The organism is Rossellomorea aquimaris (genome assembly GCF_003315075.1).
In the GTDB taxonomy this organism is placed as follows: Bacteria; Bacillota; Bacilli; order Bacillales; family Bacillaceae_B; genus Rossellomorea; species Rossellomorea aquimaris_C.
This window is the reverse complement of sequence record NZ_QNRJ01000002.1, coordinates 22,865-39,903: the sequence shown is the minus strand read 5'-3', so window position 1 is coordinate 39,903 and position 17,039 is coordinate 22,865. Positions and strand designations below refer to the sequence as shown.

The window sequence follows — 17,039 nt, the reverse complement described above, 5'->3', positions numbered from 1 at the left end:
TTAAACAAAAGCTAACACTACATAGAAGGAGGTGAGTTCTCTTGCTTAAAATAGGACTTAAAGGAAGCCTGATAACGGCTGCATGCATCGTGATATTGTTCCTCATCATGCACTGGGATGTGAAACAAGGTGTGAAGAACTATGCAAGAACTCACCCGGTTACGGAAACCCTTTCTCGTCAAGCTGCAATCAACGTATACAATACAGGGAAGGACTTATATGAAGATTTGTTTGCGGATATTAAAACAGCAGATGAGCTTGTTTGGATTCATTTTTTCATTATCAGGGACGATCAGATTTCCAACGAGTTTTTTGATTTGCTGATTGAAAAGGCTAAGGAAGGTGTAGATGTTCGATTGTCTATCGACTTCCTTGGTTCAGATATTAAGAAGGAAAGTATAAAGAGGATGAAAGAAGGAGGGGTGAAGATTGTAAAAAGCAGGCCACTCTCCCTGAAGAATATCTTCTATTCCCTTCATCATCGGAATCATCGCAGGCTCGTTTCCATTGATCAAAGAATTGCTTATATTGGAGGCTTCAATATGGGCGATGAATATTTAGGGAAAGACCCGAAGCTTGGGTACTGGAGGGACTATCATATACGGCTGGAGGGGGAGGCTGGAATTGAGGTGGCACAGCAGTTTAAAAGGGACTGGATCGAGGATGGGGGAGAAAGTGTGGAGAGCGTATATCCTACTCGTACTTCAAATGGAAATGAAGGGAGCAGCGTTCAATTCTTGTTCTCAACAGGAGACAGTATTGTAGATAAGACAGTAAACTGGATTAACAGTTCGGAAGAGAGTGTCACCATTACAACGCCATACTTTCTACCAAATGGGAAACTTATATCCGCTTTAAAGAATGCAGTGAAGCGTGGGGTGAAAGTGAAGATCCTCATCCCGGACGATACCGATGCATGGTTCACGAAGCCGCCAAGTTACAGAATAGAGAAAACTTTGTTAGAGAGCGGAGTGGATCTTTATCTATATGAAAAAGGGTTTTTCCACGGTAAGGTGCTCGTCATAGATCATAAATGGGCCGATATTGGTACAGCCAATTGGGATCCACGAAGCTTCTACTTAAATGATGAAAGCAACTGTATCATTCGCGATGCAAAAGTTGCCGCCGAATTAGAATCGCTGATCCATAATGACATTAATGATAGTAAAAAACTGACCATGAAGGCTTTTAATGAACTCCCTGCTTGGGAAAAAGCGCTCCGTAAAACGCCTGAATGGGTATATTATTATTTCTAAGAATAAATAATTTTTATTGAATAAGAAAATATGGTAAAGTGTTTTCATATCTTAAAAAGAATACACCTCACTGAAGAAAGGGATTGTCCATGAGCGAGCTATTGTTTGTATCTTTGTTTATTCTTTCGTTATTGGCTTTTAAGTTTTTTAACGTGTTAAAGAAGAAACATGTGTCAAAGTCTCACAAGTCAGTAGCAGTCAGTATCGTGATCTTTTCTGTTATCGGCATGATGTTGACGGTCCTCTTTTATCTTCCCAATGCATCTTAAAGAAAGCAAGCTATACACCGATTTAACGAGTAAACACACAGGAGAAGCGTCCTTGTGTGTTTTTTTGTGAAATTCCTCACCATCCAGCACCCGCTAGTCGACAGAGCCCCTGGCAAATATCATGTTATAATTCGTAGCTGCTTTCATTTGGCCGTGAATTTGATATGATTGTAGAAGGTTTATATATAAGCAAGAGATGGAATTAAGCATAAATCGTCGAACAGATTAATGTACGAAAGGCAATAAAGGAGAATATAGATGAAAGCTGCAATGATTTTTGACATGGATGGAACGTTATTTCAAACGGATCGTATTCTTGAAGCTTCACTTCATGATACCTTTCAACAACTTAGAGATGAAGGAATGTGGAAAGGGGATACACCTCTTGAAATATACAGAGAAATTATGGGGGTCCCTCTTTCTGTTGTGTGGCAAACACTTTTACCTCATCATCCCTTACATATACATGGGAAAGTGAATGATGTATTTCATGAAAAACTGATTGAAAATATTCAGAAAGGAAAGGGAGCTCTCTATCCCTATACGGAAGAAATATTAGCTTATTTATCAGGGAGAGGGTTTCCGATCTTTGTGGCAAGCAACGGATATCCTCATTATTTAAAGACGATCGTCGAGCACTTTCACTTGGATCGATGGATCTTAGACTGCTACAGCATTCAGGAAATACAATCAGATGACAAAGGGGAGTTGATTCGAAAAATCAAAGAGGATCATAATCTGACTCATGGGGTAGTGATTGGAGATAGATTGTCTGACTTCAAGGGAGCAGAGGCAAATCACTTTCTTTCGATAGGTTGTGCTTTTGATTTTTCCCAGGAAAAAGAATTACGTGAAGCGGATATTGTGGTGGAAGATCTTCTGGAAGTTAAAGAGTATCTGGAGGAAATGAAATAAAGGAGGGTTTCGGGTGGAGGATGAACAACTAGCCGTCTTTGATGAATACGGTAATAGGCTTGGAGTAGCCAGTCGTTCCGAGGTGCATATAAAGGGATATTGGCATGAAACCTTTCATTGCTGGCTTGCGCATTATGATGAAATTTGTGGAGAGACCTATATTTTTTTCCAAATGAGAAGTCATAAGAAAAAGGATTTCCCCCGCTTACTTGATATTACCGCCGCTGGACATATCTTGTCACAGGAGAAGATTGAAGACGGTGTGAGAGAAGTTCATGAAGAGCTTGGACTTCATCTTACGATAGATGAACTGCAATCATTGGGAATCATAAAAGGGGAGTTAATTCAGCGGGATATGATCGATCGGGAACTAACTCACGTATTCCTGTATTCCAAGCCGGTTGCTTATGACGAATTTCAACTTCAGTCAGAAGAAGTGTCCGGTATTTTCCGTTCGACTCTTCAAGACTTTAAAGCGCTCGTTCAACAAACGAAAGAGGAAATCGACGTAGAAGGATTTCATGTTAATGAAACAGGGAAAAAGGACTTTATGAAGCAAAGGGTAAGTTACCATCACTTTGTTCCACATGCAAGGTCCTACCTCCTTGAAATTATTGAGCGCATATCGGCTCATCTTTAGAAATTAATTCGTACTTCCCATGGTCAATATGGATAATTAAGGCTATTATAGTAAACTAGTACATACATAATGTGATAAGAGAGTAGGAGGACACACTTGAACGGCACAGCACATATGGCAATTGGAGCAGCAACAGGATTTATTGTGGCCAACTCATTTGGATCTGGTCCTGACATAACGGCCGCACTTGTGGCAATAGGCGGGTTATCCGGACTCATGCCTGATATGGATATTGACGGAAAACTTAGTAACAAGGTTACTTTTTCACCAAAAATGATCAGAGCAGTGGCTCAAATCATTGGTTTTTTAATGATGGTGTACAGCTATCTTGAAGGAATTGGGAAAGAACAATGGCTCGGGATTGGATATGGTGCAGGAATGATGATTCTCTCGAGTTTCATTACCCAGAGAAGGATGCTGATGATTACCGGCATCGGTGTGACAGCATGCGGTTGGCAGTTGAATGAAACATGGTTATGGTTGTTGGGTATTTATATACTCATTGCCTCATTCGTTTCACATCGAAGTTATACTCACTCTGTACTTGGAATCGTATATTATGGCATGATTGCCCATTATCTGGAGTCTTCAATAATGATTGATGGAGTTTTTGAAGCGTGTATAATCGGATATGCAAGTCATCTGATCGCGGATATGAAATTTCTCCCCTTTAATAAGAGAGGAATAAAACTTTTCCTTCCTCTTTCATCCAAAGAAATCTAAAATGTGTTTTCACCCACTTGACCATTATTTCCCCATACATTAAAATAATGGAAACACTTTATATGGTTTAATGCGATGAGGAAGAAGAGTAGACGAACGAAACATTTCAGAGAGCTGATGGTTGGTGAGAATCAGTATGGTGAAATCGTTGAATGGGCTTTTGAGCATCCAGGCTGAAATTAAGTAGGTTATGGCGGAGGGTCTCACCGATAAAAGAGACGATGTATCGAAGGCGACTTCTGTACAGATGAGTGCGTTTACTAAAGTGTAAGCGAATGAAGGTGGCACCACGGGTTTCCCGTCCTTTTTTAGAGGATGAGAAGCCCTTTTTGTGTTTATTTTTATTATTTTTCAGCGGAGGGAATTGTTATGAAAAAACAAGTTCTGACGGGGATTAAGCCAACAGGACGTATTCATTTGGGGAATTATATTGGTGCAATCAAACCGGCATTGCAATTGGCAGAGAATCAATCCTACAATACAGCTTATTTTGTTGCGGATTATCATGGTTTAACGAAGATACATGATGGGCATGAAATGAAAGAACTATCTTATGGAGTGGCAGCGGCTTGGTTAGCATTAGGTTTGAATCCTGATCGAGCGATCTTTTATCGTCAATCGGATGTACCTGAAATCTTTGAATTGAGCTGGATCTTGTCTTGTTTTGCACCGAAAGGATTAATGAACCGGGCCCATGCATATAAATCAATGGTTGAAGAAAATCATTCCGCCGGCAGGGAGGTGGATTCGGGCGTCAACATGGGCTTATTCACTTATCCTATATTAATGGCGGCGGATATCCTTTTATTCCAAACGGAACTGGTTCCAGTTGGAAAAGATCAAATTCAGCATGTTGAAATTGCAAGAGACATAGCAGAAAACTTTAATAAGCTATATGGAGAAACATTTGTTCTTCCTGAATATGTCATACAGGAAGAAACATCCGTTCTACCGGGACTCGATGGACGGAAAATGAGTAAAAGTTATAACAACACCATTCCATTATTTGAAGAACCAAAAAAACTCCAAAAACTAATCAATAAAATCAAAACAGATTCTTCACCTCCTGAAGAGCCTAAGGATCCTGAAACATCCGTCTTATTCTCTCTTTATAAAGAATTTGCAACCTCCGATCAAGTTGAAGAAATGAGAAGGAGATTTCAAGAAGGAATAGGCTGGGGAGAAGCGAAAAAAGAGCTATTCCAAGTAATGGATTCATTTATCGAGAAACCAAGATCGAAATATGAAGAACTGATGGCCTCCCCCCATATGCTGGATGTCATCTTACAAAATGGAGCAAAAAAAGCACGGGAAAAAACAATCCCATTCATGAAAGAGATTAAAAGGAAAATAGGGATTTATCATTGAAATAGAACATGTTGATGAAGAGTAAAATGAATATTTTTTATTCAGATAATTCATAATTCTCATTGACATTTCTTCTTCTTTGTTATAAGTTATGGGAAAGTTATTTTTCACAAAATCAAATAGTTTCTTATCAAGAGAGGTAGAGGGACTGGCCCTAAGACACCTCAGCAACCAGCCGCGAGTTTTGGTATGGTGCTAATTCCAGCAAGTTGATGTCAACTTGGACGATAAGAGGGAGAACGAATGTACAAAACCTTCTTATTTTCATTAAGAAGGTTTTTTTGTTTTTTCCCTTTTCGTATTCAAGACAGAAAAGGAGAGAAGAATGTTGAATAAACATATTGATACAATGCTTGTCCAGGCAGGAAACCGGAAAGATCCTGCAACGGGTGCTGTGAGCTTACCCATTCATTTATCAACTGCCTATGAACATAAGGGAATCGGCCAATCGACAGGCTATGATTACACAAGAACTGGGAATCCAACGCGGGCCACCTTGGAAGACACCCTCGCTCAATTGGAGGAGGGGACCAGAGGATTTGCCTTCAGCTCGGGGATGGCAGCTATTCAGGCGATCCTCAGCTTATTTTCCAGCGGGGATGAATGGATTGTTTCGAAAGACCTTTACGGAGGAAGCTACCGTTTATTCGTGCAGTATGAAGCACAATATAGCATCAAATTTCATTTCGTCGATACAAGTGATGTTGGCTCCATAGAAGAACAAATTTCTAACAGAACAAAGGCCATTTTTGTTGAAACCCCAACCAATCCATTGATGAATGAAGCAGATATTTCTGAGATTTCCGGCATTGCTAAGGCCAACGGGTTGCTCTTAATTGTCGATAATACCTTCTATACACCTGTTCTGCAAAAGCCTCTCGCTGAAGGCGCAGACATTGTCATTCACAGCGCCACGAAATACTTAGGGGGCCACAATGATGTATTGGCTGGTGTTGTGGTCGTAAACACAGAAGAGTTGGCGGGGAGAATCTACACCATTCAAAATTCAATCGGAGCGGTTCTCGCCCCTTTTGATTGTTGGCTCTTATTAAGAGGGATGAAAACCCTTAGTCTCAGAATGGCTCAGCACGAAAAAAACGCAAAGAAATTAGCGGAGTATCTTGATGCGCATGAATGTGTAACAGACGTTTTATATCCTGGAAAAGGCGGCATGCTTTCCTTTCGTATCGCAAAGGAAGAATGGGTTGCTCCATTTCTCCAACACTTAAAAGTTATTACGTTTGCTGAAAGTTTGGGAGGGGTCGAAAGTTTTATCACCTATCCCGCTACCCAAACACATGCAGACATTCCTGAAGAAGAACGGAAAAGGCTTGGTATCTGCAACAGACTCCTGCGGTTTTCTGTAGGAATTGAATTTATTGATGACCTGATTGAAGACCTGGAGAATGTTTTTCAACAATTGGAAAAAGAGGTGCTTACGTATGAGTAAAAAACGATTTTCACTTCAGACGTCACTCATTCATTCTCACGGAGTTGATAAAGAAACAGGAGCGGTCTCTACGCCGATCCATCATGCAACAACTTTCCATCAACAGGATTTTGATCAGTATGGCACATATGACTACAGCCGTTCAGGGAATCCAACGAGGGAAACCGTTGAAGAAACGATCGCTGAATTAGAAGGCGGGGTAAGGGGCTTTGCCTTTTCATCCGGAATGGCGGCAATCTCAACAAGCTTTTTATTATTGTCCAATGGAGATCATGTTCTCGTATCAGAAGAAGTGTACGGTGGGACATACAGAATGATTACCGAGGTCCTCACTAAGTTTGGGATTGCATACTCATTTGTGAACATGAAGGATCTACATGAAGTGGCTTGTTCAATTAAGCACAATACGAAAGTGATTTATATGGAGACACCATCCAATCCGCTTCTGAACATCACCGATATTGAAGGAGTCGTAAAACTTGCCAAGGCGAATGGATGTTTAACGTTTCTTGATAATACATTCATGACTCCCCTCCTGCAAAGACCGATCAGTCTAGGTGTGGATGTTGTCCTGCACAGTGCCACGAAGTTTCTTGCCGGACATAGTGATGTCTTGGCAGGGCTTGCCGTAACGGGAAATGAGGAGATTGCGGGGAAACTTGCTTTCTTGCAGAATTCGTTTGGTGCTGTCCTAGGTGTCCAGGATTGCTGGCTGCTCTTAAGGGGGCTGAAAACACTGCATGTACGATTGAAGGAATCATCAGAATCGGCTTATAAGATTGCGACCTTCTTAGAAAAAAGGAAGGAAGTAGAAGAGGTGTATTATCCAGGATTGAGCTATCATCCCGGTCGTGAAATTCAAGTTCGACAAGCAGAGGGTCCTGGAGCGGTTCTTTCCTTCCGACTAAAAGGGGAAGAAGAAGTGAAGCAACTCATACAAAATGTAAACATTCCCGTGTTCGCCGTAAGTTTAGGAGCTGTTGAATCCATCCTATCCTATCCATCAAGGATGTCACATGCTTCTATGCCAAAAGCGGAACGGGAAAGAAGAGGTATTACAGATGGTTTATTACGACTATCAGTAGGACTTGAAAACGTGGATGAATTGATTAAAGATCTTCAAAACGGACTAGATAGTATTCGGACGATCAAAAGAAATAACGTGATAAATTTATAAGGCTCTATTCGTAAAGTTTGTTGCTATTGTAGAGGAGAAAGTAATAGTTGATTTCCGCTCCAGGATGCTCGCTTTCCGCGGGGCTGGCGGTGAGCCTCCTCGGCTGCGCCTCCGGGGTCTCACCTGTCCAGCTATTCCCGCAGGAGTCGAGCATCCTTCCGCTCCAATCAACTTTCTAAGCATGAATCCTTAATCGAAAACAATTTAAACAAGCTTTTTAGCAAACAATCTCTTTTAAGGGAAGTAGAGATTCATTGTCTTAATGAAGCAGAATTATTTTTTCAAGGCTTTTTGTTTTCTGGTACACCTTGAAGCTCTGTCACAAAGATCCTATTAAAGATGGTGAGGGGAACTGCGCAGACTCCTGCGGAAGTACGGGCGTGCCGAGACCCCGTTCGGCTAAGCTGAGGAGGCTCGGCCGAACGCTAGCTGCAAGCGGAGCAGTTCCCCTCACCATCCAGCACACACTATTTGACAGGGCCTTGCAGAACTTTTGTTAAAAACAACAATATTTACGCAAAGAGCGATTTATAAAAAGGAGGGAATGTCATGAAGCCGTTGCTGGAAGCACTGAAAGAGAGAATCTTGATTGCAGATGGGGCCATTGGAACGTTGTTGTATTCATATGGAGTGGACAGATGCTTTGAAGAACTGAATCTTTCTCACCCAAACGAAGTGTTGAAAGTCCATAAAGAGTATATTGATGCAGGAGCAGATATCATTCAGACCAATACGTATGGAGGCAATTATCAAAAGCTTTCCAGATACGGATTGGAGGATTCGGTTAAGGAAATAAATACGGCTGCCGTGCGTCTGGCAAGAAAAGCCGCGGGTGAAAACACCTATATTCTGGGCACCATCGGGGGAATCAGGGGCATTAAACAAAATGTGTCACTGGAAGAAATCAAAAGAAGCTTTCGGGAACAGCTATACTGTTTATTATTAGAGGGTGTAGATGGCATTCTGCTTGAAACCTATTATGATTTCGATGAATTAACCACTGTATTAAATATTACTAAACGTGAAGCAGACATTCCTGTCATTGCTCAAGTTTCTTTACATGAAACGGGAGTTCTCCAAAATGGAATGGAGATAAAAGACGCTCTTCAACAACTGGAATTATTGGGGGCCGATGTTGTCGGCATCAATTGCCGCATGGGGCCATTTCATATGGTGAACTCATTAGAAGAAGTTCCCCTACCTAAAAGGGCATTTCTATCCGTCTATCCCAATGCCAGTCTGCCAAACTATGAAGAAGGTCGATTCTATTACTCTGCTGAACCTGATTACTTTGGAGATATTAGCAACGAATTGCGACTGCAAGGTGCGAGAATCATTGGGGGCTGCTGTGGAACCACACCTGATCACATACGGTCTGTTGCTGGCAGGTTAAAAAGCCGGGAGCCTGTGAAAGGGAAAGTGGTGAAAGCAAAAAAGGCTGTTCAGTTATCATCACCATCTATCAAGGGAAACTTGCTGCATGAGCAAGTAAGGGAAAAGAAAACGATCATTGTTGAACTCGATCCACCTAAGCATCTCGACACGAAGCTGTTCTTCCAAGGGGCTGAGGCATTAAAGGAAGCCGGGATTGATGCACTCACGCTTGCTGACAATCCGTTAGCATCGCCGCGTATTAGTAATGACGCCATTGGTAGCCTGGTCAGGTCCAAATTTGATCTTACCCCTTTAGTTCACATCACTTGCCGGGATCGAAACCTGATTGGACTTCAATCCCATTTAATGGGGTTACACACGTTAGGAATACACAATATATTAGCGATTACGGGGGATCCGGCCAAGATTGGAGATTTTCCCGGGGCAGCATCCGTTTATGATTTATCTTCTCTTGAACTCATTGAATTGATTAAACAGAATAATGAGGGGATATCCTTCTCCGGTAAATCACTCCGGGAACGCACTCAATTCTCAGTAGGTGCAGCTTTTAATCCGAATTTCCGTCATTTAGACGCTTCTGTCAAAAGGCTTGAAAAGAAAAAGAATGCCGGAGCTGACTATTTCATTTCTCAACCGATCTTTGGGAAAGAACAGCTGATTCAAGTACATGAAGCTACGAAGCATTTAGATGTTCCGATCTTTATCGGAATCATGCCGTTAATCAGCTCGAGAAATGCAGAATTTCTCCATCATGAAGTGCCTGGAATCAATGTTCCGGAAGAAACAAGACAAAGAATGAAGGAAGCGGGAAGTGATCCCGTTATTGCAAGGGCTGTCGGAATGGAGATAGCAAAAGACTTACTTGATACAGCAATAGATCTGTTTAATGGAATTTACCTTATCACACCTTTTGTCAGATATGATATGAGCATTGAACTGATTCATCATATACAAGAAAAAACCAACACAGAAAGAGAGGTTCCCTATGGCCATCACTTTGTTTGAAGAACAGCTTAGAAAAAAAATACTCGTACTCGATGGAGCAATGGGAACGATGCTTCAACAAGCGAATTTATCACCGGAGGATTTTGGTGGAGAAGAGCTTGAAGGATGTAATGAAAATCTGGTTTTGACAGCGCCGGAGGTCATCTATCAGATCCATCTGGAATATTTAAAAGCCGGAGCTGATGTGATTGAAACGAATACCTTTGGTGCAACCCCCATCGTACTGGACGAATATGATGTAGGCTATAAAGCATACGAAATCAATAAAGTAGCAGCTGAAATCGCCAAGAAAGCAGTAAAAGATGTCTCAACTTCCGAGTGGCCAAGATTTGTTGCGGGTTCTCTGGGTCCCACTACCAAAACCTTATCTGTTACAGGAGGGGTAAGATTCGAAGTGTTAGTAAACAACTATCGTGTTCAAGCAGAGGGTCTTCTCGATGGAGGAGTTGATGTACTGCTGCTTGAAACGAGCCAGGATGCGTTAAATGTAAAAGCAGCAAATCTCGGAATTCGAAGTGCTTTTGAATCCAGGGGGAAAGAAATCCCCATTTTGTTATCCGGGACTATTGAGCCAATGGGCACTACACTCGCCGGACAAACAATCGAGGCATTTTATTTATCACTTGAACATTTAAACCCTTTGGTCGTTGGTCTAAACTGCGCAACAGGACCTGAATTTATGCGTGACCATATCCGTTCTTTATCGAGTTTAGCCACTACCTATGTAAGCTGTTATCCGAATGCAGGACTTCCTGATGAAGAGGGAAATTACAATGAGACCGCAGATTCTCTCAGTATAAAGATGAAGGGTTTTGCCGAGAAAGGCTGGCTGAATCTTGTTGGAGGGTGCTGTGGAACAACACCGGAGCATATTCGTGCCATTTCAGAAGTGGTGAAGGGATTACCTCCCCGTCAACCCAATGAGTCTCACCCTCATGCGGTGTCAGGGATTGAAGCGTTCATCTATGAGGATGCAGACAGAAGACCGATTCTTGTCGGAGAACGGACGAATGTCATCGGTTCACGTAAATTTAAACGATTGATTGCAGAGAATAAAATAGAAGAAGCGTCAGAGATTGCAAGAGCACAGGTTAAAAATGGAGCTCAGGTGATCGATATCTGCCTTGCAGATCCCGATCGTGAAGAAGTAGAAGATATGAATGTATTCATACAAGAAGTGGTGAAAAAAGTAAAAGTTCCTCTTGTCATTGATTCAACGGATGAGAAAGTGCTTGAGACCGCTTTAAAATATTCTCAAGGGAAAGTGATCATTAACTCGATTAATCTTGAAGACGGAGAAGAGCGGTTTGAGAAGATTACAAAGCTGATGAAGGAATACGGAGCGGCGGTTGTAGTAGGAACGATTGATGAAAAAGGAATGGGGGTGTCAGTCGAGCGTAAAGTAGACATTGCCCTTCGTTCTCATAGACTGTTAACAGAGAAATACGGGGTAACTTCAGAAGACATCATCTTTGATCCTCTCGTTTTCCCTGTGGGAACGGGAGATAAGCAATACATTGGATCAGCCAATGCCACCGTTGAAGGGATAAGACAGGTAAAGGCAGCCTTACCGGAATGCCCTCATATCTTAGGGGTTAGTAACGTTTCTTTTGGACTGCCTCCTGTCGGAAGAGAAGTCCTAAATGCTGTGTATCTTTATCACTGTACAAAGGCTGGCCTAGATTATGCGATAGTCAATACGGAGAAATTGGAGCGATTTGCTTCTATTCCTGAGGAAGAAATTCGAATGGCGGAGAAACTATTATTTGAGACGACTGATGAAACCCTGGCTGAATTCACAGCATTTTACAGAGGGAAGAAGAAAGAAGTAAAGGTACCTGTCAACACTATGACTCTAGAAGAAAGATTGGCTCATTATGTGGTGGAAGGGACGAAGGAAGGACTGATTTCCGATTTAAATATCGCTTTGGAAAATTATGAAGCTCCCCTTGAAATCATCAATGGTCCGCTTATGGCTGGAATGAGTGAAGTCGGAAGGTTATTTAATGATAATCAGCTGATTGTAGCGGAGGTATTACAGAGTGCCGAAGTCATGAAAGCATCCGTTGCTCATTTGGAACCACATATGGAACAAACGGAAAGTTCATCTTCTAAAGGCAAAGTGATCCTAGCTACGGTTAAGGGGGATGTTCATGATATTGGTAAGAATCTCGTTGATATTATCCTCAGTAATAACGGATATAAAGTGATTGATTTAGGCATTAAAGTAACACCTCAGGAACTGATCGAAGTCATACGGAAGGAGAAGCCCGATATCGTAGGTTTGTCAGGGCTCCTTGTGAAGTCTGCTCAACAAATGGTCATTACTGCTCAAGATTTAAAACAGTCTGATATTTCCGTTCCTCTTGTAGTAGGAGGTGCGGCCCTCACCCGAAAATTCACTACAAACAAAATTGGCCGGGAATACGATGGACTGGTGCTTTATGCGAAGGATGCAATGGATGGACTTAGCATCATGAATGGGATTCAACATGAAGAAACTAGGCTGCAGTTGGAAGAAGAGAGCCGCGAAAAGTTAAGTAAGGTCGTTTCGGCTGAAGATTCACTCAATCGAAAAACATCTTCTGCTGCGGTGAGAGTACGTTCTGCAGTTGCAAAAGATGTAAAAGTCCATGTTCCTTCTGACTTAATTCCACACACCATAAAAGAGTTTTCACTTGATCAAATCCATCCCTACATTAATCAGCAAATGCTTCTTGGGCATCATTTAGGGATTAAAGGGAAGATTTCAAGATTACTGGAAGAAGGGGACGAACGAACGGTCGGCCTTAAAGCAGTGACTGATGAATTGTTCCAGAAAGCAAAAAGGGAAGGGATGATTCAGGCATCTGCACGATATCAATTCTTTCCAGCTCAATCAGATGGTGATGATGTTGTTATTTATCACCCGGAGGATCCTCAGACAGTAATCGAACGATTTCATTTTCCAAGACAAGCAGGAAATCAGCATTTGTGTTTAGCAGATTACTTACGATCTGTAGAAAGTGGAGAAATGGATTATGTCGGTTTCTTTGCGGTAACGGCCGGTGTGAAAATCAGGCAGTGGGCAAGAGAGATGAAGGAAGAAGGCAGATTCCTTGAAAGTCACGCACTGCAGGCTCTTGCATTGGAAACAGCAGAAGGACTGGCTGAAAGAGTGCATGAGATGATGAGAAGCCGGTGGGGGTTTCCAGATCCCGTTGATTTCACGATGCAGGACCGGTTCCGTACTCATTATCAAGGACAGCGTTTTTCATTTGGATATCCGGCGTGTCCCGAACTTGAAGATCAGAAGAAGCTGTTTAAGCTTATTCAACCTGAAACGATCGGAATCCAATTAACAGACGGATGTATGATGGAACCGGAAGCATCGGTAACAGCCATGGTCTTCGCTCATCCGGAAGCAAGATATTTTAATGTATTATAAATACCATACTAAAAAGGCAACTTCCTTAGTGGAGTTGCCTTTTTTTACTTCTGGCGATAAGTTCAAAAGTCTATTCTTATTAAGCTGCTGGTAAGATCGGCAAGGATCCACTGTTTTAAAATAAAAATGATTTTTTGATCATGAAAGAACTTAAAGTTAAAGGTTAGGGGATGAAGGACAATCGGCTTGTAGAGTAATAAAGGGGAAACACAGAGTTAAAAAGAGTGATCTTCTGTTTTAACACTTTGATTACTGAACTTGTTTTCGAGTATTTCCAGTATTCTTTCTTCAGAGAAGCCTGTGACCATCGATAGATTGAGTAAACCGGGTTTGATTCCTATTGATACACAGAAATGATAGGCACTTTGGATAGCAAGTGTTTCAATACACCTTCTTGTCAGATTGTTTTTCATTCTCTCATCAGCTCCCAACTATTTTGACAAATGACTAAGTAGTAGGATTACGACATCATATTAAGATTTGTGGTTGGTTTCTAGTAGGAGATTCATATACATCGAAATAGTATATCGAGACATACCTGCTGTCTGTTTCTCAGTTAATACCCTCATTATACACTTTATATTGTGAATTGTAGAGTTGATTTTACAAAACAATGTAATATTTTTAGAATATACTTATAATTGTACCGAGTTTATATATATAATTTAAAGAGTGTAGTAAATGGAATTACTTAGGAGGATTGCGATGAAATTTGTAAGCTTTAGCCTGATGTTGGTTTTGTTTCTTTCTGCGTGTACTGGAACAGATGAAAATCTCCCCCATCAAGAACTGGATTTGAGAGAAACATCTAAAGCGCTTCAGGAGTCTATTTCAGATTATGGAAATGGAATCTTTCTGTATGATAATGGAACCGGAAGTACGCTGGTTGTGTTAAATGGGAGTGTAGTAGATGTTAATGCTAAAAAAGCCCCCTATTATGAAAACATTGATTTTGAAGTAAGAGAAAGCACATTATGGATTTCCTTTACTGAACACTTTGAAATAAACTATTCGCATAAAGAGCTGAATAATCAATTAATATATCGCATTAATAGAAATGAATTTAAAGAGAGCTTTGATACGATTAAAGTGTTGAAAAATGAGAAGGAAATTCCCATTACCAGTGTAATTAGCGGGGAATTTTAGGTTGAGGAATTGAAAGGGTGAATAGTGTGTTGACAGGGGGACGGACCTGTAATGCTCATAGATAAGAGTGTCTGAATGGAATTATTGTATGAATGTGATATATAATGGAGGATGGTAAAAGAAAAAGTCGTAGACTCAAGCTTCAAGGGAGAACCTTGAATGAAGAAGAAACCAGAGAGAAGAGTATGATTTCCCACCTACTCAGTGGGTCAGATAGGAACGACGAAATTGATATAATTATATTGGATATCATAGGAGGAATCATACATGCATAGGAATCAGGAACTACATACATTCTTATTAAGTAAGGCTCGTCAATTAACGGAAGATTGGTATAATTCCCTGGATAAAAGCACAACAAATGGTGTTTATTCTTCCTCAGACCCCCAGGTGATAGAAACGTTAAAAAGTCAAAATTTTACGTTTCACGGCATTCTTTGTAACGTGTTTGCGGAGGATAAAGAAACGTTTAATAAGAAGATTGATGAATGGGTCTTGACCATTGCAGAGGATAAGGAACATTTAGAAACCCCCAATCATTATATTCTTAGAGAGTTCATGAGGGTTAGACATCAATACTTGGAATTCTTGAAAGAATATGCCGAAACACATATGGAAGAAAACATCTTCGAACAATTTAGCCTTTGGAATCAAGTCATTATTGAAGCATTTGACCGGGTTATGTTGCGTTTTGTTGAGCTGCAAACGGAAGTGGTGGAGCAGCAGATCCAATCCCAGCAGGAAGTCATCAATGAATTAAGTTCACCTGTCATTTCATTGAATGGACATACAGCGCTTTTACCCCTTGTAGGTAATATCGATCCCACACGTGCGGAATTAATATTAGAGAATGCTTTGGAACAATGTGTTAATAAGGAAGTTTCTCAATTGTTCATCGATTTATCAGGAGTTGTACTAATTGATACGATGGTAGCCCACCAAATCTTTCAGCTGATTGATGCACTTCAGTTGATCGGTGTTAAGCCGATTCTATCCGGGTTACGTCCTGAAATCGCACAAACGGCTGTCCAGCTGGGATTGAATTTTGACACCCTGACAATTACTTCTACCTTGTCACAAGCCCTGACGATAAAAAATAATGAAGTCGAATAATTGAGCAAAAAAAACATTCGTACATGGTGTACGGATGTTTTTTTTTCGGGGATATTGGATAGTGTAGAAAAAGAAAAAACACTTCGAAGTAAAGTATCTTGAATTAAAAGTAATTTTCGTGTATGATGAAGATAGAAATTAAGCAAGAATATTACTAAGGAGTGAATCGATTATGAACTTAAAACCACTTAAAGGGCAGCATCACGTTTCTGCCATTACAGCGAATGCTAAGAAAAATTATCAATTCTATACAAAAATACTAGGACTTCGACTCGTAAAAAAATCCATCAACCAGGACGATACATCTGTTTACCACCTTTTCTATGCAGATGAAAGAGGAAATCCAGGGACGGACCTCACATTTTTCGAAATCCCACATGCGGGGAATACGTATAAAGGGACGAACAGTATTTCATTAACGGCACTGCGAGTGAACACGGATGAGTCTTTAGCTTATTGGAAGAATCGCTTTGAGGAGATGGGTGTTGAGCATGACGAAATTTCTCACCATAGTGGGCGGGCAACATTAAGCTTCCGTGATTTTGAAGGTCAGCGCCTCATGCTTGTGTCAGATGAAAAGAACCAAGGAGTTCCTGGTGGGAAGCCTTGGGACAAGAGCCCGGTACCCGTGGAACATGGGATTGTTGGCCTGGGTCCGATTACGCTGACGGTTGCCCGTGGGGAAAACACGGCAATGGTACTGAAAGACGTATTAGGTTTTAGAGAAACAAGGGCTTTTTCTTCAGATGTAGATGGGCAACCGGATATCCGCGTGTTTGAAACAGGGGAAGGCGGTACTGGTGGAGAGGTCTATCTTGAAGAAAGAAATGATCTTCCACAGGAAAGACCGGGAAGAGGAAGTGTTCACCATGTAGCCTTCCGTGTGGAAGATGAAGATGAATTACGTAAATGGGTAGATTGGGTCACACAAAACCGGTTGCCGAACTCAGGCTTTGTTGAACGATACTATTTCCGTTCCCTTTACTTCCGTGAACCAAATGGTATCCTTTTCGAACTGGCTACTGACGGACCAGGCTTCGAGACCGATGAAGATTTTGATCATTTAGGTGAAAATTTATCACTTCCACCATATTTTGAAGCGCAAAGAGATTCCATAGAAGCGAAACTAAAACCCTTGGATACCAAAGAATAAAG

General features: G+C 41.2%; 14 protein-coding genes, 1 riboswitch and 1 other annotated feature. Of the genes, 13 read left to right on the top strand and 1 reads right to left on the bottom strand.

What is annotated here, in order from left to right; translation table 11 throughout:
• Positions 1-41: 41 nt before the first annotated feature.
• From cls to metH, 10 genes are all read left to right on the top strand, one after another.
• Positions 42-1,256 carry a cardiolipin synthase gene (gene cls, locus DET59_RS02710; RefSeq protein WP_113968082.1) on the top strand — a complete coding sequence of 405 codons (1,215 nt, stop codon included), beginning with the start codon at positions 42-44 and terminating at the stop codon, positions 1,254-1,256.
• Positions 1,257-1,345: 89 nt separating this feature from the next.
• Entirely contained in the window at positions 1,346-1,525 is a 180-nt protein-coding gene (locus tag DET59_RS21405; protein ID WP_044337264.1) for a hypothetical protein, read from the top strand.
• Between the two features lie 258 nt (positions 1,526-1,783).
• Positions 1,784-2,440, top strand: coding sequence for an HAD hydrolase-like protein (locus DET59_RS02705; protein ID WP_113968081.1), 657 nt, complete (start codon positions 1,784-1,786; stop codon positions 2,438-2,440).
• A 13-nt stretch (positions 2,441-2,453) separates the two neighbouring features.
• Positions 2,454-3,080: an NUDIX hydrolase gene (locus DET59_RS02700; RefSeq protein WP_113968080.1), complete on the top strand. Its 627-nt coding sequence runs from the start codon at positions 2,454-2,456 to the stop codon at positions 3,078-3,080.
• Between the two features lie 96 nt (positions 3,081-3,176).
• Entirely contained in the window at positions 3,177-3,803 is a 627-nt protein-coding gene (locus DET59_RS02695) for a metal-dependent hydrolase (protein WP_113968079.1), read from the top strand.
• Between the two features lie 66 nt (positions 3,804-3,869).
• Positions 3,870-4,112: a binding site (T-box leader), on the top strand.
• Between the two features lie 60 nt (positions 4,113-4,172).
• Complete coding sequence (locus DET59_RS02690) at positions 4,173-5,171, top strand: tryptophan--tRNA ligase (RefSeq protein ID WP_113968078.1); 999 nt, start codon at positions 4,173-4,175, stop codon at positions 5,169-5,171.
• Between the two features lie 124 nt (positions 5,172-5,295).
• A riboswitch (SAM riboswitch) is annotated at positions 5,296-5,405 on the top strand.
• A gap of 91 nt (positions 5,406-5,496) precedes the next feature.
• Entirely contained in the window at positions 5,497-6,621 is a 1,125-nt protein-coding gene (locus tag DET59_RS02685) for a methionine biosynthesis PLP-dependent protein (protein WP_113968077.1), read from the top strand.
• Positions 6,614-7,798 (top strand): cystathionine beta-lyase, encoded by a 1,185-nt coding sequence (gene metC / locus DET59_RS02680; protein WP_113968076.1) that lies wholly within the window; start codon positions 6,614-6,616, stop codon positions 7,796-7,798. The genes DET59_RS02685 and metC overlap by 8 nt, the downstream gene beginning before the upstream one ends.
• Before the next feature lie 549 nt (positions 7,799-8,347).
• Positions 8,348-10,198: a bifunctional homocysteine S-methyltransferase/methylenetetrahydrofolate reductase gene (locus DET59_RS02675; RefSeq protein ID WP_113968075.1), complete on the top strand. Its 1,851-nt coding sequence runs from the start codon at positions 8,348-8,350 to the stop codon at positions 10,196-10,198.
• A complete protein-coding gene (gene metH / locus DET59_RS02670) occupies positions 10,179-13,625 on the top strand; it encodes a methionine synthase (protein ID WP_113968074.1) in 3,447 nt (1,148 codons plus the stop codon). Before DET59_RS02675 ends, metH begins: the two co-directional genes overlap by 20 nt.
• A 215-nt stretch (positions 13,626-13,840) precedes the next feature.
• Here metH and DET59_RS21400 read toward each other — a convergent pair whose 3' ends face one another.
• Entirely contained in the window at positions 13,841-14,038 is a 198-nt protein-coding gene (locus DET59_RS21400; protein ID WP_142675558.1) for a hypothetical protein, read from the bottom strand.
• Positions 14,039-14,330: 292 nt separating this feature from the next.
• On the opposite strand from DET59_RS21400, the gene DET59_RS02665 reads away from it, so the two are divergent.
• The 3 genes from DET59_RS02665 to DET59_RS02655 all read left to right on the top strand — a co-directional run bounded on the left by DET59_RS02665 (position 14,331) and on the right by DET59_RS02655 (position 17,037).
• Entirely contained in the window at positions 14,331-14,771 is a 441-nt protein-coding gene (locus DET59_RS02665) for a hypothetical protein (RefSeq protein WP_113968073.1), read from the top strand.
• 267 nt (positions 14,772-15,038) lie between these two features.
• Complete coding sequence (locus tag DET59_RS02660; RefSeq protein ID WP_113968072.1) at positions 15,039-15,884, top strand: STAS domain-containing protein; 846 nt, start codon at positions 15,039-15,041, stop codon at positions 15,882-15,884.
• A 172-nt stretch (positions 15,885-16,056) separates the two neighbouring features.
• Positions 16,057-17,037 (top strand): ring-cleaving dioxygenase, encoded by a 981-nt coding sequence (locus tag DET59_RS02655; protein WP_113968071.1) that lies wholly within the window; start codon positions 16,057-16,059, stop codon positions 17,035-17,037.
• Positions 17,038-17,039: the final 2 nt, after the last annotated feature.